This window comes from Paraburkholderia sp. SIMBA_027 (assembly GCF_046535315.1).
GTDB classification, from domain to species: domain Bacteria; phylum Pseudomonadota; class Gammaproteobacteria; order Burkholderiales; family Burkholderiaceae; genus Paraburkholderia; species Paraburkholderia tropica.
On sequence record NZ_JAWRWY010000021.1, the window covers coordinates 1 to 23457 of the forward strand.

Genomic DNA, 23457 nt, shown 5'->3' on the forward strand with positions numbered 1-23457 from the left:
CGGGCAAGGGCAGCACGACGCGCATCGTCCTGCCGCTCACGCTGGCGATTCTCGACGGCATGTCCGTGAAGGTCGGCAACGAGATCTTCATCCTGCCGCTGAACTTCGTGATGGAGTCGCTGCAACCGCGCCACGAAGACATCTACACCGTCACCAACGGCGACCGCGTGGTGCGCGTGCGCGGCGAATATCTGCCGCTCGTCGCGCTGCACCAGTGCTTCAACGTCGATGGCGCGCGCACGGATCCGACGCAGGGCATCGTCACCATCATGGAGACGGAAGGCCGCCGCTTCGCGATGCTGATCGACGAACTCGTCGGCCAGCAGCAGGTCGTGGTGAAGAACCTCGAAACGAACTACCGCAAGGTGCACGGCATTTCGGCGGCGACCATTCTGGGCGACGGCAGCGTCGCGCTGATTGTCGACGTGGCCGCGCTGAACCGCGAAACGCGTGCGTCGCACGGCGTGGGCGCGGGCATGAAGGGCGGCGCCAACGCGGGTTCGTTCCAGGAATTCGCCTGAGAGCGTGCGTGCGATTGATAGCTGATCGAAACACAACGCATCAACCAACCATTTCCCAACCGTTCAGGGGCTAACGTGGCAGAAGTCCAATCCATCCAGGGCGGCGGCGCGCAGGGCGCAGTCGCTGGCGCGCACCGCCGCGACGCGCAACAGGCCGACGCAGGCGGTCAGGAGTTCCTCGTCTTCACGCTGGGCGCGGAAGAGTACGGCATCGACATTCTCAAGGTCCAGGAAATCCGCGGCTACGAGAGCGTCACGCGCATCGCCAACGCGCCCGATTTCATCAAGGGCGTGATCAATCTGCGCGGCATCATCGTGCCGATCGTGGACATGCGCATCAAGTTTCACCTGGGCCGTGTCGAGTACGACCACCAGACCGTCGTGATCATCCTGAACGTCGCGCATCGCGTGGTGGGCATGGTGGTGGACGGCGTGTCCGACGTGCTCACGCTGCAGGCCGACCAGATCATGCCCGCGCCGGAGTTCGGCGCGACGCTGACGACCGAGTACCTCACGGGTCTCGGCACCGTGGACGGCCGCATGCTGATCCTGATGGACATCGAGAAGCTCATGACGAGCCGCGAGATGGAACTCATCGAGGCGCTCAGCGCTTAAGCGGTCGCGAGCGATCGCAGGCAGTCGCAGGCAGTCGCAGGCAGTCGCAAGCGGGCACGGTTGATACAGGCACGGACAGGTACGACAGGGCAACAAGGCGAGGTAGCTTCGGGGGTGAGGCCGCAAGGCCCGCGTTAGAGGAAGAGCGGAAAGCCGCCGGCATCAGACCGGTCAGAGCGGCGCACCGCCATGACCTCCGGCGCGCCCGCGCCACCGCGGCGAAACGGCCCGCCAACGTCGCACAGGACAGGAGCAAACGATGTTGCACAGATGGTCGATCCGCACGACGCTCACGGGCGTCGGGGTCATTCTCCTGGCGCTGACCGTGCTGGTCGGCGCGCTCGGACTCGTCGCACTCGGCAACGCGGGCGATTCGCTCGCGACGATTGCGCGCGGCGATCTCGTCGCGATGCATTCGCTCAACGACGCGTCGTCGTATCTGCTGCGCTCGCGCGTGTCGCTCGACCGCGCGAATTCGCTCTACGCGGCGGGGCAGAACGACGAGGCGAAGAAGGTCATCGACCGCGCCGACGTGCTGCTCGGCAAGTCGAACGACGCCTGGAAGGTCTTCCAGTCCGCGCCGAAGGCCGGCATCGACGCCGCCACGCTCGACACGCTCAACACCAAACGCGCGTCGCTCCTCAGCGACGGCGTGCAGCCCGAATTCACGGCGCTGCGGGCCAACGATCTGGCGGCGTATCACGCGATCGCCGACACGAAGATCAGCCCGATGTTCGTCGATTACGACAACTCGGCGGCGCCGATCGCGCAGCAGTTGCAGGACGGCGCCCAGGCGCGCGAAGAAAGCGCGCGCTCGCAGATTTCGCTGATGCGCACGCTGATCGGCGCGGTGATTCTGGTCGCGCTGGTGCTCGTGGTGGCGATCCGCTTCGCGATGCGCGGCCTGATCGTGCAGCCGCTCGAAGACGCGGTGAAGAGCTTCGAGCGCATCGCGCAGGGCGATCTCACCGAACGCATCGAGGTCTACAGCAACAACGAGATCGGCCGTCTGTTCGCGGGCGTCAAGCGCATGCAGGACAGCCTCGTTTCGCTCGTCTCTGCCGTGCATAACGGCGCGGGTTCGATCGACGTGGGCGCGCGCGAAATCGCGATGGGCAACACCGATCTCTCGCAGCGCACCGAGCAGCAGGCCGCATCGCTGCAGGAGACGGCGTCGAGTATGGAGCAGCTCACCGGCACCGTGCGCCAGAACGCCGAGAACGCGCGCCAGGCGAGCCAGCTGGCCGTGAACGCGTCCGATATCGCGACGCGCGGCGGCGAGGTGGTCGGCGAAGTGGTGCACACGATGCAGGACATCGCCGCGAGTTCGGCGAAGGTCGTCGACATCATCAGCGTGATCGAGGGCATTGCGTTCCAGACCAATATTCTGGCGCTCAACGCGGCCGTGGAAGCGGCGCGCGCGGGCGAGCAGGGCCGCGGTTTCGCGGTCGTGGCCGGCGAAGTGCGCACGCTCGCGCAGCGCAGCGCGGGCGCGGCCAAGGAAATCAAGGAACTCATCAACGATTCCGCCCAGAAGGTGCAGAGCGGCTCGCAACTGGTGGGCCGCGCGGGCACGACGATGGACGACATCCTTCAGGCCGTGCGTCGCGTGACCGACATCATGGGTGAGATCAGCGCGGCGTCCGAGGAGCAGTCGAGCGGCATCGAGCAGGTCAATCGCGCCGTCACGCAGATGGATACGGTCACGCAGCAGAACGCGGCGCTGGTCGAGCAAGCGGCGGCGGCGGCAGCTTCGCTCGAAGAGCAGACGCGCAATCTGCAAGGCGTGCTGGGCACGTGGCGCACGAACGGGGCCGATCGTGGCGATCGTGGCGATCGTGGCGATCGTGCGGATCGTGCCGATCGCGGCGCGTCGAACGGCGTCTCGCGCGCACATAACGTAACAAAGCCTTCAGTTTCCGCCGCGCCTGCCGTTGCTGCAAAGACGGATGCGCAGTTTGCAGCGGCGCCCGCGAAGCGGGTGACGCCGACGGCGTCCGCCGCCGCCAAACCCGCAGCCGCAGCCGCTGCCACGGCGACGGGTGCGAAGGCGGCACCGGCCGCGAAGGCGGCGGTACGCGCCGAGCCGCAGGCGGCGCTGGTCAGGGTGGCGGCTTCCGCGAAGGACGATTCCGACTGGGAAACGTTCTGAGCGTGAGCAGGGTCGGCGGCAGAGGCAACGGTTAAAGCAGCAGAGCAGCAAAAACGCAGCAAAAACGCATCACGGCAATCATCCACGCAACAACCAAGAAGTAGACACACGCAGACGAGAACGGCAATGCAACTGAGCGCATCATCACGGCAAGAATCGCCCCGCGCCGCTGCCCGCAAGGCAGCGCCCGCGCCGCGCGCCGCGCTTGCGCACGCATTGCAGGCGCTCGGAAGTGCGCAGACACTCGCGGCAATGCGCGCAGCGCGCGTAGGGGCAAGATCATGAAGTCGCTGCGGTTTTCCCGCACCGGAAGCACTACCCAGGCCGATCGCGGCGAGCGTGGCGACGCAACGCGTCTCGCGTCCGGCGCATCGGGCGAAGGCGCCGCGCGCGACTTCGACTTCACGACGGCGGACTTCGAGCGCATCCGCTCGTTGATCCATCGCCGCGCGGGCATTTCGCTCTCGGACCACAAGCGCGACATGGCCTACAGCCGACTCGCGCGGCGTCTGCGCGCGCTCGGTCTCGACAGCTTCCGCGAGTATCTCGACGAACTCGAAAAGCGCAACGACGCGAGCGAGTGGGAAGCGTTCACCAACGCGCTCACGACCAACCTCACGGCGTTCTTCCGCGAGGCGCATCACTTCCCGATCCTCGCGGATTTCGTGAAGCGCCGCCCGCAGCCGGTTTCGGTGTGGTGCTCGGCGGCATCGACGGGCGAGGAACCGTACTCGATCGCGATGACGCTGATCGAGGCGCTCGGCGACCGCGCCGCCCGCGAGGCGCGCGTGCTGGCCACCGATCTGGACACCCAGGTGCTCGCGAAAGCGGACGCGGGCGTCTACGCCTACGACCAGGTCAAGCACCTCACGCCCGAACGTCTGAAGCGCTTCTTCCTGAAGGGCACGGGCTCGCATGCGGGCCTCGTGAAGGTGCGCCCGGAACTGCGTCAGATGATCAAGTTCGAGCAGCTCAATCTCACCGACGCGGACTACGGCCTGCGCCAGAACTTCGACGCGATCTTCTGCCGCAACGTGATGATCTACTTCGACAAGCCGACCCAGGCGCAGGTGCTCACGCGCTTCGAGCCGCTGATGAAGCCGGACGGCCTGCTGTTCGCGGGGCATTCGGAGAACTTCACCTACGTGACGCAGGCCTTCCGCCTGCGCGGCCAGACCGTCTACGAACTCACGCGTGGACGCGGCGCGGCGACGTCCGCCGCAAGCGCGACGGGTAGCACGGCAAGCAGCGCGACCGGCAGCGCGAAAGCGCCCGCGAAGTCCGAAGCAGGAGCGAGCGTATGAGCACACGCCTGCCGATCGCGACCAATCGCTACTTCGACGCGCACTTCCAGCGCCCCGGCGTGAAGCTGCTGCCGAACGAATTCTTCACCACGAACGAAGACATGGTGCTCGTCACCGTGCTCGGTTCGTGCGTGGCGGCCTGCATCCAGGACCGCACCGCGGGCATCGGCGGCATGAATCACTTCATGCTCCCCGACGACGGCGCCGACGCGGGCACCGCGCCCGTGGGCTCCGACGCGATGCGCTACGGCGCCTACGCGATGGAAGTGCTGATCAACGAACTGATCAAGGCAGGCGGCCGCCGCGAGCGCTTCGAAGCCAAGGTGTTCGGCGGCGCGGCCGTGCTGGCGGGCATGACGACGATGAATATCGGCGACCGCAACGCCGCGTTCGTGCGCCGTTATCTGGCGACGGAAAGCATCCGCATCGTCGCCGAGGATCTGCAGGGCTCGCATCCGCGCAAGGTCGCGTTTTTGCCGCGCACGGGCCAGGTGATGGTCAAGAAGCTGCGTCTGTCGCAGGACACGGGCGTGGCCGAGCGCGAACAGGCGCTCGCCCAGCAGACGGCCGAAGCGCGCGCCGAGCGTCTTGCACGCGCGCGCGCCCGCGTCGAGCTGTTCGGACTCAATGGCGCGGCGCGCCCGGGCGCGCCTGGCGCGGCGGGCGGCGCTGCCGGCAACCACTTTTCAACATCCACGCCGCAGCCGGCGCGGCCGCGCGTCGAGCTGTTCGGCGCGGGCTCGACCCCGGCCACGCGGCTTCCCGGTCATGACAACGCCCGGACAGTAGAGGAGGCGTGAACGCTGTGCAAAAAATCAAGGTTCTCTGCGTCGACGATTCGGCGCTGATCCGCAGCCTGATGACGGAGATCATCAACAGTCAGCCGGATATGACCGTCGTCGCGACCGCGCCCGACCCGCTCGTGGCGCGCGAGCTGATCAAGCAGCACAACCCCGACGTGCTCACGCTCGACGTGGAAATGCCGCGCATGGACGGTCTCGACTTCCTCGAGAAGCTCATGCGCCTGCGCCCGATGCCGGTCGTGATGGTCTCGTCGCTGACCGAGCGCGGCAATGAAATCACGCTGCGCGCGCTGGAACTGGGCGCGGTCGATTTCGTGACCAAGCCGAAGGTCGGTATCCGCGACGGCATGCTCGACTACGCCGAAAAGCTCGCCGACAAGGTGCGCGCCGCCGCCCGCGCCCGCGTGCGTCCGGCCGCGCCCGCGCGTGCCCACGCCGCGCCGGCCGCCGGTCATCCGGTCGCCGCGCATGGCGCCGCGCACGCCCCGGCCGCCGCCGCGCCGATGATCAACAATCCGCTCGTGTCGACCGAAAAGCTGATCATCGTCGGCGCGTCGACGGGCGGTACCGAGGCGATCCGCGAAGTGCTGCAACCGCTGCCGCCCGACGCGCCCGCGGTGCTGATCGCACAGCACATGCCGCCCGGTTTCACGAAGTCGTTCGCGCAGCGCCTGAACGGGCTGTGCCGCATCACCGTGAAGGAAGCGGAGCACGGCGAACGCGTGCTGCCCGGCCACGCCTACATCGCGCCGGGTCACGCGCATCTGCTGCTCGCGCGTAGCGGTGCGAACTACATCGCGCATCTGTCCGACGACCCGCCGGTGAACCGGCATCGTCCGTCGGTGGACGTGCTGTTCCGCTCGGCCGCGCAGCACGCGGGCAAGAACGCGATCGGCGTGATTCTGACCGGCATGGGCCGCGACGGCGCGGCCGGTCTGCTGGAAATGCGCAAGGCCGGCGCGTTCACGCTCGCGCAGGACGAGGCGAGCTGCATCGTGTTCGGCATGCCGCGCGAAGCCATCGCACTCGGGGCCGCCGACGAGGTCGCTTCGCTCGCCGACATGAGCCGCCGCGTGATGACGCGTCTCGCTTCGATGGGCGATCGCGTCCAGCGCGTGTAATATGCCCGCCCGCACCGGGCGCGTACTTTTACGAGAGATCGTGTGGCTTTATAAGGCTTACACGATCGATCACGATTAATTTATCTGGATAGGCGTCGCGCTTGTCTGGATAATTGCCCAGGTTTTAGCCTGGAGGAATGGAACCGAGATGGACAAGGGAATGAAGATTCTGGTGGTGGACGACTTTCCGACGATGCGCCGGATCGTCCGCAACCTGCTCAAGGAGCTGGGCTATGCGAACGTCGACGAAGCCGAAGACGGCGCAGCGGGCCTCGCGCGCCTGCGCGGCGGCAACTACGAGTTCGTGATTTCCGACTGGAACATGCCGAACCTCGACGGCCTCGCGATGCTCAAGGAAATCCGCGCCGACGCTTCGCTGTCGCACCTGCCGGTGCTGATGGTGACGGCCGAGTCGAAGAAGGAAAACATCATCGCCGCGGCCCAGGCTGGCGCGAGCGGCTACGTCGTCAAGCCGTTCACGGCTGCGACGCTCGACGAGAAGCTCAACAAGATTCTCGAAAAGATGGCGAAGACCGGGAGCTGACGTGAACGAGCCCATTGATGCGGCGCACGACGGCGCTGCGGAGTCGGGCGATCTCGCGACGGACCGCATCCTCGCGCGCATCGGCCAGCTGACGCGCACGTTGCGCGATTCGATGCGCGAGCTCGGTCTCGACAAGCACGTGGAGCGCGCCGCCGAAGCGGTGCCCGACGCGCGGGACCGGCTGCGCTACGTCGCCAACATGACGGAGCAGGCCGCCGAGCGCGTGTTGTCGGCCATCGAGGTCGCCAAACCGATGCAGGAACAGGTCGAAGCCGACGCCAAGGTGCTGTCGTCGCGCTGGGCGACCTGGTACGACGCGCCGATCGGCCGCGAGGAAGTCCGCTCGCTGATGGACGACACGCGCCAGTTCCTCGACGGCGTGCCGCAAGTCACCACGGCGACGAATCAGCAACTGCTCGAAATCATGCTCGCGCAGGATTTCCAGGATCTGACCGGCCAGGTGATCAAGAAGATCATGGACGTGGTCTATGTGATCGAGCAGCAACTGCTGACGGTGCTGGTCGAGAACATCGCGCCCGAGCGGCGCGAGCAGTTCGCGGCCACGGCCGCGCTGCTGGCGGAGGCGCAGGCTAGCAGCACGGGCAGCCCGGAAGGCCTGCTCAACGGCCCGCAGATCAATCCGGAAGGCAAGACCGACGTCGTGCAGGACCAGGCGCAGGTCGACGATCTGCTCGCAAGCCTCGGTTTCTAAGCCGGGGCAGGAAGGACAGGCAGTACAGGCTGAACAAATCGGAACAAGCGGGAAAGCAGGGCTGGCGCAACAGAACGGAATACACAGGCAGCCGGACGCGGCGGTGAGGTGGGGAACGCCCGCCGCCATGCACGAGACCATGTCGGCGCGCTGCGCCGCAACATGGCTGCGTCTGGCCAAACAGCCATCTGTCGTGTGTAATCTTCGACAGGCATACTAGACAACGAACGCTGTTGTCCCGCCGCGGCGCGTGTCGCGGTGGAGTCAGACAGCGCAGCCAGCCGCTTCCCGTTTTGCCGTCGCCCCGGTTCGACTGCTCGACTTTTCGGCCGGGACGTCGCGCCACAGGCGGGAGCGTGCCACCGAGAGAAAGGGAGGGCCGCCTTGTATCCGCAAGCCTCGTCCGTCGCATCCGCCGCGACCCGCCGTGCCGGTTCGTCCGGCTCGCGTCTGTCTGTTTGTTCTTCGGTTTTTCAACGCGGGCTTAAGTCCGGGTTCAAGCCCGGGTTCAAGCCGACCGCGAATTCGGCTTCCGCTTCGCATTCCCATTCCGCATTAACGGTTTTTGGCGCACTGCAACACGCAATGGCAGCGCTCGTCTGCGCGGCGGGTGTGCTGTTTGTTGCCCAGCCGGCCAGCGCCGCGCTCGGCGGCGCGCCCATGGCCACGCCGGCCGGCGCGACCGTCGGCGCGCCCAGCGCCGCGAATACGGCCGTGTCCGCCGTGAAGCGGCAGGCTGTGCTGGCGAGCGCCGCGGCGGCGTCCACCACCTCGACGACTTCCGGTACGTCGGCCTACACGGTGCGCGAAACCACGCTCGCCAACGGCACCGTCGTGCGCGAGTATCTTTCGTCGGCGGGCACGGTGTTCGGCGTCGCGTGGAACGGGCCGCAGCCGCCCGACCTCGCCTCGCTGCTCGGCAGCTACTTTCCGCAATATGTCGCCGGCGTGAAGGCCAATCGCGCGGCGGGCCTGCGCGGGCCGGGCGCGGTCGACAGCAGCGCGCTCGTGGTCCATTCGGGCGGCCACATGGGCGCGTTCTCGGGCGAGGCGTGGCTGCCGCAGGCGCTGCCGTCGGGCGTCAGCGCCTCCGACATTCAATGACGAACGGGAGACGACGCGTGTACACCATCGGCATCTCCAAGGCAGTCGGACGCGCCCTGCGCGAAAGTCCCGTCATCGTCCGCGGCGCGTTGCTGGCCGCGTGTTTCGCGCTCGCGGCGGGCCTCGCGGCCTGCGGCGGCGGCGGCGGATCGGACAGCAACTCAAGCAGCAACAGCGCCGGCAACACCTCGCAACTGCCCGCCGGCCCCACGCAGCAGCCCATCGCCGTCGGCGCCGCCAATACCGTGGGCGTCACGGTCAATGCCGGCATCACCGGCAACATGCCGAACATTCCCACCATCAGCGTGACGGTGTGCGCGGCCGGCACGAGCACCTGCCAGACCATCAACAACGTTCAGGTCGATACGGCGTCGTACGGGCTGCGCATCGCCGCTTCCGCGCTCAACAACACGATGACGAGCGCGCTGCCGCTCACGACCGCGTCCTCGGGCGGCACGCTCGCCGAGTGCACGGCGTTCGCCGACGGCTACACGTGGGGCACGGTGCGCAACGCCGACGTGACGATCGGCGGCGAAAAAGCCAGCAACATTGCGATCCAGGTGATCGGCGACCTCAGCACGAGCAGCGTGCCGCAAGCCTGCGCGAGCTACGGCAGTTCGCAGAACTCGACGCAGGATCTGGGCGCGAACGGGCTGATCGGCATCGGCGTGGCGCCGTGGGACTGCGGCTCGCGCTGCGCGACCAACATCAGCAACAGCAGCAGCTACTACAGTTGCCCGGGCGGCACCAATTGCAGTACCGTCGCGGTCGCGACCAGCGCGCAGGTCGCCAATCCCGTCGCGCACTTCGCGACCGACAACAACGGCGTGATCCTGCAGATGGCCCCCGTGTCGCAGACGGGCCAGGCCAGCGCGACCGGCACTCTGGTGTTCGGCATCGGCACGCAGTCGAACAACACGATGAGCGCCAGCCAGAGCTTCGCGACCGACCAGTGGGGCGATGTCGTCGGCAACTACAAGGGGCGCTCGCTCGCGGCGTTCCTCGATTCGGGTTCGAACGGCCTGTTCTTCAACGACAGCTCGATCGCGCAGTGCGGCGGCAATCTCGGCACCTTCTATTGCCCGTCCACGCCGCTCGCGCTCTCGGCGACGCTGACCGATCTCAACAACAAGTCGGCGACCGTGAACTTCAACGTGGTGAGCGCCCAGGTCCTGCTCGGCAGCGGCAGCAATTTCGTCGCGAACGATCTCGCGGGCGAGTTCGGCTCGAACGCGAACCTCGACCTCGGTCTGCCGTTCTTCTACGGCCGCTACGTCTATTACGGATACGACCAGACCGCCACCGGCGGCACGCAGACGCCTTACTTCGCGTTCTGAGCGCCCTGAATGCCTGAACGCCCGAACGCCCGAATGCCTCGCGCCGCCCCCACGCGGCGTGAGGCGATTCCGTTCATCCCCTCATTATTGCGACGACCCACCACGCCCGCGTCAAACCCGCGCTAAACCCGCCCGCGCGCCTTCCCGCGCCGGTTCCGGCCGCCCATCCGGCGAAATACCCCGGTTTCACCGCCTTACTCCGCCAATCGCCGCTTGCTCCGCGCGGCAATAATCGCTCTCACTGAAAAAGGCTGTGCGCCGTCACCGTTGGGGTGGCGGACCGCGCGCGGCGCCGACCGGAGCATCCGTGGCAGAGGACAGCGACCTCGAAAAAACCGAATCAGCCACTCCCAAGCGCCTCGAAAAGGCGCGTGAGGAGGGGCAGGTTGCGCGTTCGCGGGAGCTTTCCACGTTCGCGCTGCTGTCGGCGGGATTCTTCGGCATCTGGCTGCTGTCGGGCACGATCGGCGAGCATTTGCAGGCGATGCTGCGCGGCGCGCTGACGTTCAACCACGACAGCGCTTTCGAGACCAAACGCATGCTCACGGGCGCCGGCGTGGCCTCGCGCGAGGGCTTGATGGCGCTGTTCCCGGTGCTCGCGCTCACGGGCGCGGCCGCGCTGCTCGCGCCGATGGCGCTCGGCGGCTGGCTCTTTTCCACCAAGTCGCTCGAATTGAAGTTCGACCGGCTGAACCCGATTTCGGGTCTCGGCCGCATCTTCTCGATCAACGGTCCGATCCAGCTCGGCATGTCGATGGTGAAGACGATCATGGTCGGCGCGATCGGCGGCTCGGCCGTCTGGAATCGCCGCGACGAGATTCTCGGTCTCGCGATGCAGCCCGCGCCGCGCGCGTTCGCCGATGCGTTTCACCTGATCGCCGTGTGCTGCGGCACGACCGTCGCGGGTATGTTCGTGGTGGCCGCCCTCGACGTGCCGTATCAGCTCTGGTCGTATCACCGCAAGCTGCGCATGACGAAGGAAGAAGTGAAGCGCGAGCATCGCGAGAACGAAGGCGATCCGCACGTGAAGGGCCGCATTCGCCAGCAGCAGCGCGCGATGGCGCGCCGCCGCATGATGGCGCAGATTCCGAAGGCCGACGTGGTGGTGACCAACCCGACGCACTTCGCGGTCGCGATCCAGTACACCGACGGCGAAATGCGCGCCCCGAAGGTCGTCGCCAAGGGCGTGAACCTCGTGGCCGCGCGCATCCGCGACCTGGCCACCGAGCACAACGTGCCGCTGCTCGAAGCGCCGCCGCTGGCGCGCGCGCTCTATTACAACGTCGATCTGAACCGCGAGATTCCCGGCCCGCTCTACGGCGCGGTCGCGCAGGTGCTCGCGTGGGTCTATCAGCTCAAACGCTTCCGCGAACACGGCGGCGACGTGCCGATGGCGCCGACCGATCTCGACGTGCCGGCCGACCTCGACAAGGGCGCCGTGAGCGACGACGACGCCGCCGAAGAGGCCGACGACGCGCTCTCGCCCGAGGATCGCGCAGCCGCCGACGCCGCGCGCAACGCCAACACCACCGCATCGAACCCCGCAGGCCGCGCCGACACCGCGCGCGGCGGCAATGAAGGAGCAACAGAATGAACGCCCGCACCGGTTTCCTGTCGCGGCGCCCGGAGGTGCTGCAAAGCACGAATCTGCGCGCGCTGGCAGGGCCGATCCTGATCTGCATGATCCTCGGCATGATGATCCTGCCGTTGCCGCCGTTCCTGCTGGATCTGCTGTTCACCTTCAATATCGCGCTTTCGGTGATGGTGCTGCTCGTCAGCATGTACACCATGAAGCCGCTCGATTTCGCGGCGTTCCCGAGCGTGCTGCTGTTCTCCACGCTGCTGCGCCTGTCGCTGAACGTGGCGTCCACGCGCGTCGTGCTGCTCGAAGGCCACACCGGCCCCGGCGCGGCCGGTCAGGTGATCGAGTCGTTCGGCCACTTCCTCGTCGGCGGCAACTTCGCCGTGGGTATCGTGGTGTTCGTGATCCTGATGGTGATCAACTTCATGGTGATCACGAAGGGCGCGGGCCGTATCGCGGAAGTGTCGGCGCGCTTCACGCTCGACGCGATGCCCGGCAAGCAGATGGCGATCGACGCCGATCTGAACGCCGGTCTCATCAACGAAGAAGCCGCCCGCAAGCGCCGTACGGAAATCGCCCAGGAAGCCGAGTTCTACGGCTCGATGGACGGTGCGAGCAAGTTCGTGCGCGGCGATGCGATCGCCGGTCTGCTGATCATGGCGATCAACATCATCGGCGGCCTGATCGTCGGCGTGGTGCAGCACGGCATGCCGTTCGCGGCGGCGGGCGAGACCTACACGCTGCTGACGATCGGTGACGGTCTCGTCGCGCAGATCCCGTCGCTCGTGATCTCGACGGCCGCCGGCGTGATCGTCTCGCGCGTGGCGACCAATGAAGACATCGGCACGCAGCTGACCGGCCAGCTCTTCACGAATCCGCGCGTGCTGTTGATCACGGGTTCGATCATCCTGATGATGGGCCTGATTCCGGGCATGCCGCACTTCGCGTTCTTGCTGCTGGGCGGCGGCGCGATCCAGCTTGGCCGCGTGATGAAGAAGGCCGCCGAGGCGAAGAAGGCGAGCAGCGTGCTCGCGGATATCGCGCCGGCCGCCGTCGCGCCGGTCGAGAACACCGAGGCGAGCTGGGACGACGTCACGCTCATCGATACGCTCGGTCTCGAAGTGGGCTATCGCATCATTCCGCTCGTCGACAAGAACACCGACGGCGAACTGCTCAAGCGCATCAAGAGCATCCGCAAGAAGTTCGCGCAGGAAATCGGTTTCCTGCCGCCGGTCATTCATATTCGCGACAACCTGGAACTGCGTCCGAACGCTTACCGCATCGCGCTCAAGGGCGTGGAAGTGGGCACCGGTGAGGCGTTCCCGGGCCAGTGGCTCGCGATCAATCCGGGTCAGGTGAGCGCGGTGCTGCCGGGCATGCCGACCACCGATCCGGCGTTCGGGCTGCCCGCCATCTGGATCGATTCGAACATGCGCGAACAGGCGCAGGTGTTCGGCTACACGGTGGTCGATTCGAGCACCGTGGTGGCGACTCACCTGAACCACCTCGTGGTGACGCATGCCGCCGAACTGCTCGGCCGCCGCGAAGTGCAGTCGCTGCTCGAACGCGTGCAGAAAGACACGCCGTCGCTCGTGGACGACCTCGTGCCGAAGGTGCTGTCGATCACGACGCTGCAGAAAGTGCTGCAGAATCTGCTGGAAGAAGGCGTGCCGATCCGCGACATGCGCACGATCATGGAATCGCTTTCCGAGCACACGCCGCGCTTGACCGACGCGCACGATCTCACGGCGGCGGTGCGCATCTCGCTGGGCCGCGCGATCACACAGCAGTGGTTCCCGGGCAGCGGCGACATGCAGGTGATGGGGCTCGATGCGAATCTGGAGCGCGTGCTCTCGCAGACGCTGACCTCGGGCCCGAATCCGGGCCTGGAGCCGGGCCTCGCGCACACGCTGCTTACGCAGACCGAAGCGGCGATGCAGCGTCAGCAGGCGATGGGCTTGTCGCCGGTGCTGCTGGTGCAGCATGCGCTGCGTCCGATGCTCTCGCGCTTCCTGCGCCGCAGCTTGCCGCAGCTCAAGGTGCTCTCGTATGCCGAGGTGCCCGATACGCGCAACGTGCGCGTGGTGAACGTGGTGGGGGCGAACTGAGGGTGAGTTTGCAGTGAATTTCTGGAAAGCCCGCCGGGAGGTTTCTGGCGGGCTTTTTTGCGTCATGGCTGCGGTTCAGCGCAGACGCGTATGCGCCTTGCGGTACGCCTCGCGCGCTTCACGCCTGCCGACGGCAATCACGAGCACGACGAGTTCGCCCTCTATCACGCGATACACGAGCCGGTAGCCCGAGGCCACGAGCTTGATCTTGTAGCAATCCGGCAGCCCGGCGAGACGCGCCGATTCAACGTGCGGCGCGCGCAGACGCTCCGCCAGTTTCTTGCGGAACTGCTCGCGCACGGTGGCGTCGAGATGCTGCCATTCCTTGAGCGCGGACTTGAAGAACTTCAGGTCATAGATCGTCAAGCTTGACGCTCACGATTTCGTCGCCGCTGCGTGAGCGGACGAGTTCGGCCAGCTCGATGTCTTCGAGCCGGTCGCAGATGGCTTCCCACTCGCTCGCGGGGATCAGGTAGGCCACCGGCTTGTTGCGGTTGAGGATGGCGACGGGGCCGTCGGCTTTCTCGATTGCAGCCATGGGATTCATCTTCAGTTCGCTGATACCTATCGAGGCTCTTGCCAGAATGCTTTCCATCGTACGGACTCCTGAAGCGCGGCGAATAAAATGCTCCCGGCGCCTAGTGACGCCGATCAATCGACCAGATTATAGGTCAAATGGTTAGTCGCTTATTTGGTCGATCCATCCGTGCGGCGACGCCCCCGCTGCGAGTCGGCAAGCTTCTCGCCACGTTCGGCGCGCGCTCGACGCCGCGCTCGCCCCCTCGACCGCCGTCGTCCGATGCACCGCGCACCCCGCCGTGCGCCGCGCCCGCGGCCCATCCCCCGAATTGCCCACATTTCCCCGTCCTGATCCACCGATCGTAGAAGGCTCACCTTCGAAATAATTCCAACATCGGAGAAGGGCATGCGCGACGCGCGGCTCGCAGTGATCCAGTGCAATCGACCGGCGGCGCCAGGCCGCTCACCTCAATCAGGGGCATAGCTTGAACATTCGCAAATTCATCGGTGGCAATAGCCGCGACGCTTTGCGCCTCGTGCGCGAGGCGCTGGGTGCGGACGCCGTCGTGCTGTCGAACCGCACGCTCGACGACGGCAGCGTCGAGATCGTCGCGCTCGCCGACAGCGACCTCGCGGCGATCGCGCCTGCGGAAGGTGCGGCGGGTGCAGCGGCCCTCGGTGCGGCGTTCGGCGGTTTGCCCTTTGGTGGTTCGTCGTCGCAAGGCGGTGCGCCGTCGCAGAACGGCGGCGCGCTCGCGCAGAAGCCGGCGCGTCTCGCGCTGCCTGCGGCTGCGTCGTCGACGCCTGTGTCGGGCAATCCCTACGCGAGCGGCGTGCCGGACGTGTTCTCGTCGGTGTTCGGCGCGAGCCCGGAAGTCGGCGCGGACCCCGCTGCCGCAGCCGCCGCCGACGAGCACGCCGACGCCGATAACGGCGACGACGCAGGCGTCTCGCTCGCGCAATCGATCCAAGCCAGGACCGCTCCGAACGACGCGCCCGAAGTCCCGGCGCAGCCGTTCGCCGCGTCGCGTGCGGCCGCCGGCCAGCACGCCCAGCAATCGACGATGCCGCCGACCGCGCAAGCCATGCAGTCGCAGCAGGCCACGCAGCCCTTCGGCACGCTGAAGGCCGCGCCCGCTGCGAGCCAGACGTCGGCGCGCGACGCCGCGTCGCTGCTCGAACAGGCGGTGTCGCAGTCGTTCCCGCAGTCGTTCCAGGAGTCGGGCGCGCCGCGCACGATGGCCGAAACGAATCCCTGGCTGATCGACCACGCGCGTCGCATCGCCAGCCAGCAGAACGGCCAGGACACGCGCACGCCGGGCCTCACGCCCGCCGCCGCGATGGCGCGCGGCTTCGGCACGACCGCCGATCCCGTGCATCCCGCCGACGTCGACGCCACGCAGCCCGACTGGGCGCTCAAGGCCGCCCACGTCGCGGCTCGCCGCGCGGCCCGCAGCATCGGCCAGAGCGCCGACGCCGCCGGTCCCGCGCCCGACGAAGACGGCGCGAAGTCGTCCGCCACGGCGGCGACCGTCAGCGAAGCGATTCGCGCGCGCATCGAGCAGGTGGTCAACGAAACGGTGATGAACGAACTGGCCTCCATGCGCGGCATGATGGAAGAGCAGTTCGCCGGTCTGCTGTGGGGCGAGCGCCAGCGCCGCAGCCCGGTGCAGGGCGCGCTCACCAAACAGCTTTTCGCGGCCGGTTTTTCGGCGCAGCTCGTCAAGATGATGATCGAGCGCCTGCCGGACGTGGAGACCGAGGAAGCCGGCATGGAATGGCTCCAGTCGGTGCTCGAATCGAATCTTCCCGTGCTGGAAGACGAAGAAGCGCTGATGGAGCGCGGCGGCGTGTTCGCGCTGATGGGCCCGACGGGCGTCGGCAAGACCACGACCACGGCCAAGCTCGCCGCGCGCTGCGTGATGCGCTTCGGCGCGAGCAAGGTTGCGCTGCTCACGACCGACAGCTACCGGATCGGCGGCCACGAGCAACTGCGCATCTTCGGCAAGATCCTCGGTGTGTCCGTGCACGCGGTGCGCGACGGCGCGGATCTGCAACTCGCGCTCACCGAACTCAAGAACAAGCACATCGTGCTGATCGACACGATCGGCATGAGCCAGCGCGACCGCGCCGTGGCCGACCAGATCGCCATGCTCTGCGGCGCGGGCCGTCCGGTGCGGCGCCTTCTGCTGCTCTCGGCGACCAACCACGGCGACACGCTCAACGAAGTCGTGCAGGCCTACCAGAGCGGTCCGGACAACTCGCCGCTCACCGGCTGCATCCTCACCAAGCTCGACGAGGCGACCAACCTCGGCAGCACGCTCGACACGGTCCTGCGCTACAAGCTGCCGGTGCACTACGTCTCGACCGGCCAGAAGGTGCCCGAGAACCTGTACGTGGCCACGCGCCGCTTCCTGATTCGCAGCGCGTTCTGCGTGCCGCGCGACCGCTCGCCGTTCGTGCCGCACGAGGACGACATTCCTGCATTGCTCTCCGCGCTGTCGAATCGTTCGAACGCGCAAGCACCCGAGGTCCGGTTTGGATAAGTTCGTGATCGATCAGGCCGAAGGCCTGCGGCGTCTGCTTGCGCGAGAAGGCTCGCGCGTGATCGCGGTGACAGGCGGCCCCGGCGCGCCGGGACGCACGACCGCCGTGATCAATCTGGCGGCGGCGCTGACCGGCCATGGCAAGGACGTGCTCGTCATCGACGAATGTCTCGGGCCGCGCTCGGTGAGCGCGCTGCTCGGCGGCATTCGCGGCGCGGGCAACTTCGCGGCGGTGATGCGCGGCGAGATGGGGCTCGACGAAGCCGCTGGGCGTCACGCGCTCGGCTTTCGCGTGCTGGCCGTCTCGCGCGAGCATCGCTCGCAGTACACCAGCGCGCAACTGAACAAGGTGCTGACCGGCCCGGCTGACATCGTCCTCATCGACGCCCAGCTCGACGCCGACGGCGCACTGTCGCCGCTCGCGATGCACGCGCACGACGTGCTGATCGTCATGCGCGTCGCCGCGCAGGCGATCACCGACGCCTACGCGTGCATGAAACGGCTGCATTTCGCGCACGCGATTGGCCAGTTCCGCGTGCTCGCGAACCACGTGGCGAGCGCGACCGACGCGCACGCCGCGTTCGACAACCTCGCGGGCGTCGCCAGCCGCTACCTGACGGTCTCGCTCGAGAACGCCGGGTGCGTGGCCGCCGACCCGCACATGCCGCGTGCGGTGCAACTGTCGCGCTGCATCGTCGACGCCTTCCCTTCGACGGCCGCCGCGCGGGATTTCCGCCATGTGGCCGCCGAACTGCCGCATTGGCCGATGCGCCCGGCGCTGTCCGCGCGCTCGTCCAATGCGGCGGATTTCGCCGAAGCGGTGGCGTCGTCGGATGCCGAAGTCAAGGCGGCGCGCGCGAGCGCGGCCGCAGCGGCTTCGGCCGGGCAGATGAACGCCGCGGCCGCGAGCCACGCCAACGTGCCGCGCGCGCCGATCGTCGAGACCGCGCCTGCCGGCGTGGCCGCCGCCGCCGTCTCGGCGCACGCAGCACATGCAGCACAAACTGAATCATTCGTTTCGACCGTCACAGGCGTCCCATCCGCGCCCGCGCCGGCCCACGCCGGATGGCGGGCGGACCCGCCCGTGCAGCGCCCCGCGCCGCAGCACGCATGACGTGCGGCGGACGGCAGGCGCAGCAAGGGAAAAGAGAAGCAGGAGAGCATGATGTATAACGCTCAAGGAAAAATTTCGCAGGCCGATGTCCTCGCGAAATACGCGCCGCTGGTCAGGCGTCTGGGTCTGCAGCTCGTGGCGAAAATGCCTGCGAGCGTGGATCTGGACGACCTCATCCAGGCCGGCATGATCGGTCTGATGGATGCGGCCAACCGCTACAAGGAAGACCAGGGCGCGCAGTTCGAGACCTACGCGAGCCAGCGCATCCGCGGGGCGATGCTCGACGAGCTGCGCAGCAACGACTGGCTGCCGCGCAGCCTGCGCCGCACCTCGCGCGAGGTGGAGAGCGCCGTGCATCAGGTGGAGCAGCGGCTCGGACGCTCGGCGAGTGAAACCGAGATCGCCGACCATCTGAGCATGCCGCTCGACGAGTATCAGTCGATGCTGCAGGACCTGCATGGCAGCCAGCTGATCTACTACGAAGACTTCGACCGTTCCGCCGAGGACGAGCCGTTCCTCGACCGCTATTGCGTCGATCATTCGGATCCGCTCTCGGCGCTGCTCGACGACAGCCTGCGCGGCGCGCTCGTCGAAGCGATCGAACGCCTGCCCGAGCGCGAGAAGCTGCTCATGTCGCTCTACTACGAGCGCGGCATGAACCTGCGCGAGATCGGCGCGGTGATGGAAGTGAGCGAGTCGCGCGTGTGCCAGTTGCACAGCCAGGCGGTGGCGCGTCTGCGTACGCGTCTGCGCGAGATGTCCTGGGCCGGCACCGAGAATTAAGCGGCGGCGGGTTCGGGGCGAGAAGAGCCGGAGTGCGCAAGCGCTCCGGTTTTTTTATGGGCGCTCGACTGCGCCGATGGCGTTCGCGACGCGCGCGAAGCGCAAAACAAAAAAGCCGAAGCAATCCGCTTCGGCTTTTTTTGTCGCTGCGCGGCGTTGTGCGGCGCGCTTTAATCCCGGCTCACAGCCCGCTTCACAACCCGTTTTACAACCCGAACGCGGGCAAACGGCCGTCGGGACCGTACAGCATCGTCGCGCCGGTATTGGTCTCGCCGCGCAGGATCGCCAGCGCACGGCGGTTATGTTCCATGCGCGTGCGGATCATCATGCCGATGGTGAGATTCTGGCGTCGCGCGCGCTCGGTCGAACCCTTGAGCAGCGCCCATTGACCCGTGAGACGCGTGTCGCCGTCGCAGGCCAGTTCGATGCCCTTGCGGCCGCCCGGCAGACCGAGACCGGCCAGCTGCGCGTCGCGCACCTTTTCGAGCCCGGCCAGGCGCTGCGTGAGCGTCGACTTCTGCTCGACGATCTGCGGCAGCGAATCCATGCCGTCGGCCGAGGTGAGCGCCTTCTCTTCGAAGGCGAGCAGCGACGCGAAAGCCTCAACAGCGGCGTGTTCGTCGATCAGTGTGGCGAGCAGGTCGTCTTTCATCGGTACCACCAGTCAAAGCGGATTGCGGGCCGGCGAAGGCGATCAGTTGCCCGTTGCCGGCTGCTTGATCAGACCGCGCGCCGTGTCGAGGATCCCATCGGCGATCTTGCCGGTGTCGATCTGCAGCGTGCCGTTCTTGATAGCGTCCTTGATCGACTGGACGTGATCCATGTCGATGTCGGCGCTATCGCTCGACGGCGCCGAACGCAGCGTCGAGGACAGCGAGGAAAGGCTCACGTTGGCGTCTCCGGGAGTGCTGCCCGTCGACGCGGTGCTGGCGGACGCGGCGGGAGACGCCGTGCTGCCGGCGCCGATGGCGCTCGCGGTATCGCCTTGGCCGGTGCGCGCCAGGCTGTCTTGCAGCGGGCGCGCTTCGTTGCGATTGGAGGTGTCGATGTTCACGATGGGGCTTCCTGATCCGTATGCCCTTGATAACGGCGGGCGCGGCGCGAACTTTAGCGGAAAAAGTCCCGGCGTTACATGCTGTTACGTGTGCTGGCGCACATGGCGCGCAGCCCCGTTTTGCGCCGTCCCGGCCGTTATTTCGACCCTAAATCTGGATCTCCACCGTCGAGGCGTCCTTCACGACGCCGCTGATGATCTGCCCGTTGGGCGTGCGCACGCGCACCATCTGTCCGGGCGCGGCATTGTTGAGCACGCTGCCCTCGGAGGAAATCGTGAAATTCGGGCCCACGGCGACCACCTTGACCGTCTGGCCGATGACCACCGACGAAGCGCTGCGCAGCATGTCGGAGCGCAGCGGCAGGCCTTGCGTGATGCGCATGAGCGCGACCGCGCCGTTGGCCTGTTGCGGATCGGTGATGATGGTCTGCGGCAGGCTCGCGAGGTCGCCGTCGCGCGGCAGGTAGTCGGCGGCGGAGAGCGCCTCGCCTGCGTTGATCTGACGCGCGGCCACGTAGTAGGTCACGTTGATCGCGATGCGGCCGATCACGTAGAGCGTCCACGGCTTCGCGCCCACGCAGCGCACGCCCACGGTCGTGCGGCCCCACATGCGCGCGCCCGGCGGCATGAACGGTTCGAGCGCGGCGCAGGCCGCGAGGCCGCGCGGGAAGACCTGCGCGACCGTGATGCTGACCTTGCCCGGCAAGCCCGCCGACTGCTGCTGGAGGAAGGCGAGAGCGGTGGCGCGGATCCGTTCGCCGTCTTCCTGACCCGGCGGCACCGCGGCGGCCTGGGCCTGCGCCTGCGCGGCGGCGTTCATCGACGCGGCGTTGGCGGCATTGGCGTTCACGCTCACATTCGCGTTGACGGCGGCGCGCGGCGCGTAGCTCGCGCGCATGATCGCGCCGTTCGCGTTCGCGCCGGCATTCGTGGCATTGATCCGGGCGGCATTGACCACCGCCGGCACATTCGGCTGCGCGACACGCGGCGCGGCCTGCACCGTCACGGGTGCGATGGCGCGTTGCGGCGTGCTCGCGGCGCCGGGCGCGCCGACCGTCACGATGCTGGGCGCGTCGTTCTGGGCGGCGGCGTTGCCGCGCTCGCCCGCGCCGGGGATCGTGATCATGCCGGGCTGTTGCGTCTCGGCTTCGGCGCGCGATTCTGCGTTGGTGTGCGTGAGCAGCGCCGCGCGATCGGCGTACGCCTTCGCGTTGGCGGCGGGATCGGCGGCCTTCGCGGGCTGCGCGAGCATCGCGGTCATCTTCGCGGCGTCCGAACCGGCGCGGTCGCCGGGGCCCGCGATGTAGATCTGCTGGCTGGACGCGCCGGACGCATCGCTTTGCGCCTGCGCCGCCGAAACGAAGCCCAGCACGCCGAACCATGCCGCCGTGACGGCCGCGAGCCGGTGCGCCGTCGCGCGTCGCGCGTTCGGGTTGGCAGTCTGCGGCATCGTCGTTCTCCCTCTATTGCATTGACACGCATCGCATTCTAGGCGTCGGCCCCCGCTCGCTAACGTCGAATAGAGGGGGGCTTTACCGGCTATTCGTCCGATTGGTTCTTGCGTCGCCCGCCTACTATTCCTCTCCATGCGAAAAGGCCTGCGCGGCCGATCCACCGGTTGGATGCGCACTGCATGCGCCAACGCAGCCTTTCATTTCGTGTAACGGAGAACGCCCGATGCTGGACAAACTCGATGCCGAATTCGCCTTTGGACGCGAAGCGCTCGATGTGCGCGCGACGCGCCAGGCGCTGATCTCGTCGAACATCGCGAACGCCGACACGCCTGGCTACCAGGCGCGCGACGTCGACTTCTCGTCCTCGCTCGCCGGCGCGCTGCGCCACGCTGGAGCGGGTTCGTCGGCCGGCGGCGCGGCAGGCAACTTCCAGCCGCTCGTGATGGCGCAGCCCGCGGGCGTGACGAGCGGCATGTCGATGGCCTCGACGGAAGCCGGTCACATGCCCGGCAACGCGAAGCTCGTCGCGACGGGCGGCCCGACCGAGGCGTATTCGAGCCCGGTGATGTACCGCAACCCGACGCAGCCCGCGCTCGACGGCAACACGGTCGACCTCGACACCGAACGCGTGCAGTTCGCGGACAACGCGCTGCACTTCGAGTCGGGCATGACCGTGCTCTCGAGCCAGATCAAGACGATGCTCTCGGCGATCCAGTCTGGCTCGTAAGCCGACCGCCGCACGCTACGCAAGAACACACCGCAGCATTTTGTGAGGTCACCGAAACCATGCCATCCCTGATGAATATCTTCAGCGTTGCCGGGTCCGCCATGTCGGCGGAATCGCAGCGCCTGAACGTGACGGCGTCCAACCTCGCCAACGCGGACAGCACGACCGGCCCGGACGGCCAGCCCTACAAGGCCAAGCAGGTTGTGTTCGCGGTCGATCCGCTCGGCGGCGCGCGCAGCGCGTCCGGTCAGCAGGTGGGCGGCGTGAAGGTGACGGGCGTGATCGACGACCCGACGCCGATGAAGCAGACCTACGACCCGGACAACCCCTCCGCCAACGCGGACGGCTACGTGACCATGCCGAACGTGGACCCGGTTCAGGAGATGGTGAACATGATCTCGGCGTCGCGCTCGTATCAGGCGAACATCGAGACGCTGAACACCGCGAAGACGCTGATGCTCAAGACGCTCACGATCGGTACGTAACGAAGCGCACAGCAAAGGCACGCAGGAAGACCCCTGAAACAGGCGTCCGACGCCGCGGCGAAAGCGGCGCGAGACTACACCACACACCACACGCTACCCAGTTTAGCCGGGCGTATCCGAGGAGAACGCGTTGACTTCCAGCAGCACCACCATCGGCGGCAGCTCCGCCACCGTGTCGCAAAGCCTGCTCGACACCATGAACGGCACGTCGTCGAGTTCGTCGACGTCCTCGTCGAGCGGCACGAGCGGCACCAGCGGCAGCGATCTGCAAAACACTTTCCTGCAACTGCTCGTCGCGCAGCTCAAGAACCAGGATCCGACCGATCCGATGGACAGCTCGCAGATGACTTCGCAGCTCGCCCAGATCAACACCGTCTCGGGCATCGCGAACCTGAACACCTCGCTGACGTCGCTGTCGACGCAGCTGTCGGCGGGCCAGAACGCCCAGGCCGCGCTGCTGATCGGCTCGACGGTGCTGGCCTCGGGCACGACCGCGACGGTGTCGAGCGGCTCGGCGCCGCAGCTCGGCGTGCAGCTCACGTCGGCGGCGTCCGACGTCAAGCTCACGATCACCAACTCCGCGGGCAAGGTCGTCAACACGCTCGACCTCGGCGCGCAGTCGGCCGGCACCGTGCCGATCACCTGGAACGGCACGGACGCCTCGGGCGCCACGGTCGCGGACGGCGATTACACGGTCAGCGCCAGCGCCACCATCAACGGTCAGGCGGCCACCGCCACCGCGCTCGTCGCGAGCAAGGTGCAGGCCGTCATCCAGCAGACGGATGGCACCGCGAGCCTGTCGCTCGCCAATGGCAAGACGGTCGCGCTCTCGAGCGTGGCCGGCATTCTCTAAACGACATCGCGGAGTAGAA

The 23457-nt window shown here is 67.3% G+C and carries 22 protein-coding genes and 1 pseudogene; 18 read left to right on the forward strand and 5 right to left on the reverse strand.

The genetic code is table 11. The features are described 5' to 3' along the window. From SB764_RS31830 to flhA, 12 genes are all read left to right on the forward strand, one after another. Positions 1–521 (forward strand): chemotaxis protein CheW (locus SB764_RS31830; RefSeq protein WP_410865928.1); only part of this gene is annotated, 521 nt, incomplete at its 5' end. Between the two features lie 75 nt (positions 522–596). Further along, a complete protein-coding gene (locus SB764_RS31835; RefSeq protein WP_065065599.1) occupies positions 597–1136 on the forward strand; it encodes a chemotaxis protein CheW in 540 nt (179 codons plus the stop codon). Between the two features lie 259 nt (positions 1137–1395). Continuing rightward, on the forward strand, positions 1396–3288 hold the full coding sequence (locus SB764_RS31840) for a methyl-accepting chemotaxis protein (protein ID WP_410865929.1): 1893 nt from the start codon (positions 1396–1398) through the stop codon (positions 3286–3288). 281 nt (positions 3289–3569) lie between these two features. Beyond that, a complete protein-coding gene (locus tag SB764_RS31845) occupies positions 3570–4592 on the forward strand; it encodes a CheR family methyltransferase (RefSeq protein WP_124262287.1) in 1023 nt (340 codons plus the stop codon). Further along, entirely contained in the window at positions 4589–5392 is an 804-nt protein-coding gene (cheD, locus tag SB764_RS31850) for a chemoreceptor glutamine deamidase CheD (protein WP_065065603.1), read from the forward strand. The genes SB764_RS31845 and cheD overlap by 4 nt, the downstream gene beginning before the upstream one ends. Positions 5393–5397: 5 nt before the next feature. Further along, the gene (locus SB764_RS31855) at positions 5398–6516 is read left to right on the forward strand and encodes a chemotaxis response regulator protein-glutamate methylesterase (protein WP_065065659.1); all 1119 of its coding nucleotides are present in this window, start codon (positions 5398–5400) and stop codon (positions 6514–6516) included. Between the two features lie 148 nt (positions 6517–6664). Next, positions 6665–7060 (forward strand): chemotaxis response regulator CheY, encoded by a 396-nt coding sequence (cheY, locus tag SB764_RS31860; protein WP_065065604.1) that lies wholly within the window; start codon positions 6665–6667, stop codon positions 7058–7060. 1 nt (position 7061) lies between these two features. Further along, positions 7062–7772, forward strand: a complete 711-nt coding sequence (cheZ, locus tag SB764_RS31865; RefSeq protein WP_065065605.1) for a protein phosphatase CheZ — start codon at positions 7062–7064, stop codon at positions 7770–7772. A gap of 585 nt (positions 7773–8357) precedes the next feature. After that, positions 8358–8876 carry a DUF2844 domain-containing protein gene (locus SB764_RS31870; RefSeq protein ID WP_410865930.1) on the forward strand — a complete coding sequence of 173 codons (519 nt, stop codon included), beginning with the start codon at positions 8358–8360 and terminating at the stop codon, positions 8874–8876. A 17-nt stretch (positions 8877–8893) separates the two neighbouring features. Next, positions 8894–10213: a DUF3443 domain-containing protein gene (locus tag SB764_RS31875; RefSeq protein WP_234774504.1), complete on the forward strand. Its 1320-nt coding sequence runs from the start codon at positions 8894–8896 to the stop codon at positions 10211–10213. 307 nt (positions 10214–10520) lie between these two features. Continuing rightward, a complete protein-coding gene (gene flhB, locus SB764_RS31880; RefSeq protein WP_110327917.1) occupies positions 10521–11807 on the forward strand; it encodes a flagellar biosynthesis protein FlhB in 1287 nt (428 codons plus the stop codon). Next, positions 11804–13903 carry a flagellar biosynthesis protein FlhA gene (gene flhA, locus SB764_RS31885; RefSeq protein WP_410865931.1) on the forward strand — a complete coding sequence of 700 codons (2100 nt, stop codon included), beginning with the start codon at positions 11804–11806 and terminating at the stop codon, positions 13901–13903. Before flhB ends, flhA begins: the two co-directional genes overlap by 4 nt. Positions 13904–13978: 75 nt before the next feature. Here the strand turns inward: flhA and SB764_RS31890 are convergent, their stop codons facing one another. Together SB764_RS31890 and SB764_RS31895 are read right to left on the reverse strand one after the other, a co-directional pair. Further along, a complete protein-coding gene (locus SB764_RS31890; protein WP_065065608.1) occupies positions 13979–14269 on the reverse strand; it encodes a type II toxin-antitoxin system RelE family toxin in 291 nt (96 codons plus the stop codon). Next, on the reverse strand, positions 14256–14498 hold the full coding sequence (locus SB764_RS31895) for a type II toxin-antitoxin system Phd/YefM family antitoxin (RefSeq protein WP_074982803.1): 243 nt from the start codon (positions 14496–14498) through the stop codon (positions 14256–14258). Before SB764_RS31895 ends, SB764_RS31890 begins: the two co-directional genes overlap by 14 nt. A 409-nt stretch (positions 14499–14907) precedes the next feature. Between SB764_RS31895 and flhF the strand changes: the two genes are divergently transcribed. The 3 genes and pseudogenes from flhF to SB764_RS31910 all read left to right on the forward strand — a co-directional run bounded on the left by flhF (position 14908) and on the right by SB764_RS31910 (position 18865). After that, positions 14908–16968: a flagellar biosynthesis protein FlhF gene (gene flhF / locus SB764_RS31900; protein ID WP_110327879.1), complete on the forward strand. Its 2061-nt coding sequence runs from the start codon at positions 14908–14910 to the stop codon at positions 16966–16968. Then, a pseudogene (locus SB764_RS31905) lies at positions 16961–17743 on the forward strand (MinD/ParA family protein); the annotation flags it as partial. The gene flhF and the pseudogene SB764_RS31905, both read left to right, overlap by 8 nt. Positions 17744–18133: 390 nt before the next feature. Beyond that, entirely contained in the window at positions 18134–18865 is a 732-nt protein-coding gene (locus SB764_RS31910; protein ID WP_065065662.1) for an RNA polymerase sigma factor FliA, read from the forward strand. Positions 18866–19070: 205 nt separating this feature from the next. Here SB764_RS31910 and SB764_RS31915 read toward each other — a convergent pair whose 3' ends face one another. The 3 genes from SB764_RS31915 to flgA form a co-directional block, all read right to left on the reverse strand. Next, the gene (locus SB764_RS31915; protein ID WP_065065611.1) at positions 19071–19517 is read right to left on the reverse strand and encodes a flagella synthesis protein FlgN; all 447 of its coding nucleotides are present in this window, start codon (positions 19515–19517) and stop codon (positions 19071–19073) included. 42 nt (positions 19518–19559) lie between these two features. Beyond that, a complete protein-coding gene (gene flgM, locus SB764_RS31920) occupies positions 19560–19919 on the reverse strand; it encodes a flagellar biosynthesis anti-sigma factor FlgM (RefSeq protein WP_065065612.1) in 360 nt (119 codons plus the stop codon). A gap of 148 nt (positions 19920–20067) precedes the next feature. Further along, positions 20068–21369 (reverse strand): flagellar basal body P-ring formation chaperone FlgA, encoded by a 1302-nt coding sequence (gene flgA / locus SB764_RS31925; RefSeq protein WP_410865932.1) that lies wholly within the window; start codon positions 21367–21369, stop codon positions 20068–20070. Positions 21370–21596: 227 nt separating this feature from the next. Between flgA and SB764_RS31930 the strand changes: the two genes are divergently transcribed. The 3 genes from SB764_RS31930 to SB764_RS31940 all read left to right on the forward strand — a co-directional run bounded on the left by SB764_RS31930 (position 21597) and on the right by SB764_RS31940 (position 23438). Further along, positions 21597–22100, forward strand: coding sequence for a flagellar basal body protein (locus SB764_RS31930; protein ID WP_065065614.1), 504 nt, complete (start codon positions 21597–21599; stop codon positions 22098–22100). Positions 22101–22159: 59 nt separating this feature from the next. Beyond that, positions 22160–22585, forward strand: a complete 426-nt coding sequence (gene flgC / locus SB764_RS31935) for a flagellar basal body rod protein FlgC (RefSeq protein WP_065065615.1) — start codon at positions 22160–22162, stop codon at positions 22583–22585. 196 nt (positions 22586–22781) lie between these two features. Next, positions 22782–23438, forward strand: coding sequence for a flagellar hook assembly protein FlgD (locus SB764_RS31940; protein ID WP_080180625.1), 657 nt, complete (start codon positions 22782–22784; stop codon positions 23436–23438). Positions 23439–23457 lie beyond the last annotated feature (19 nt).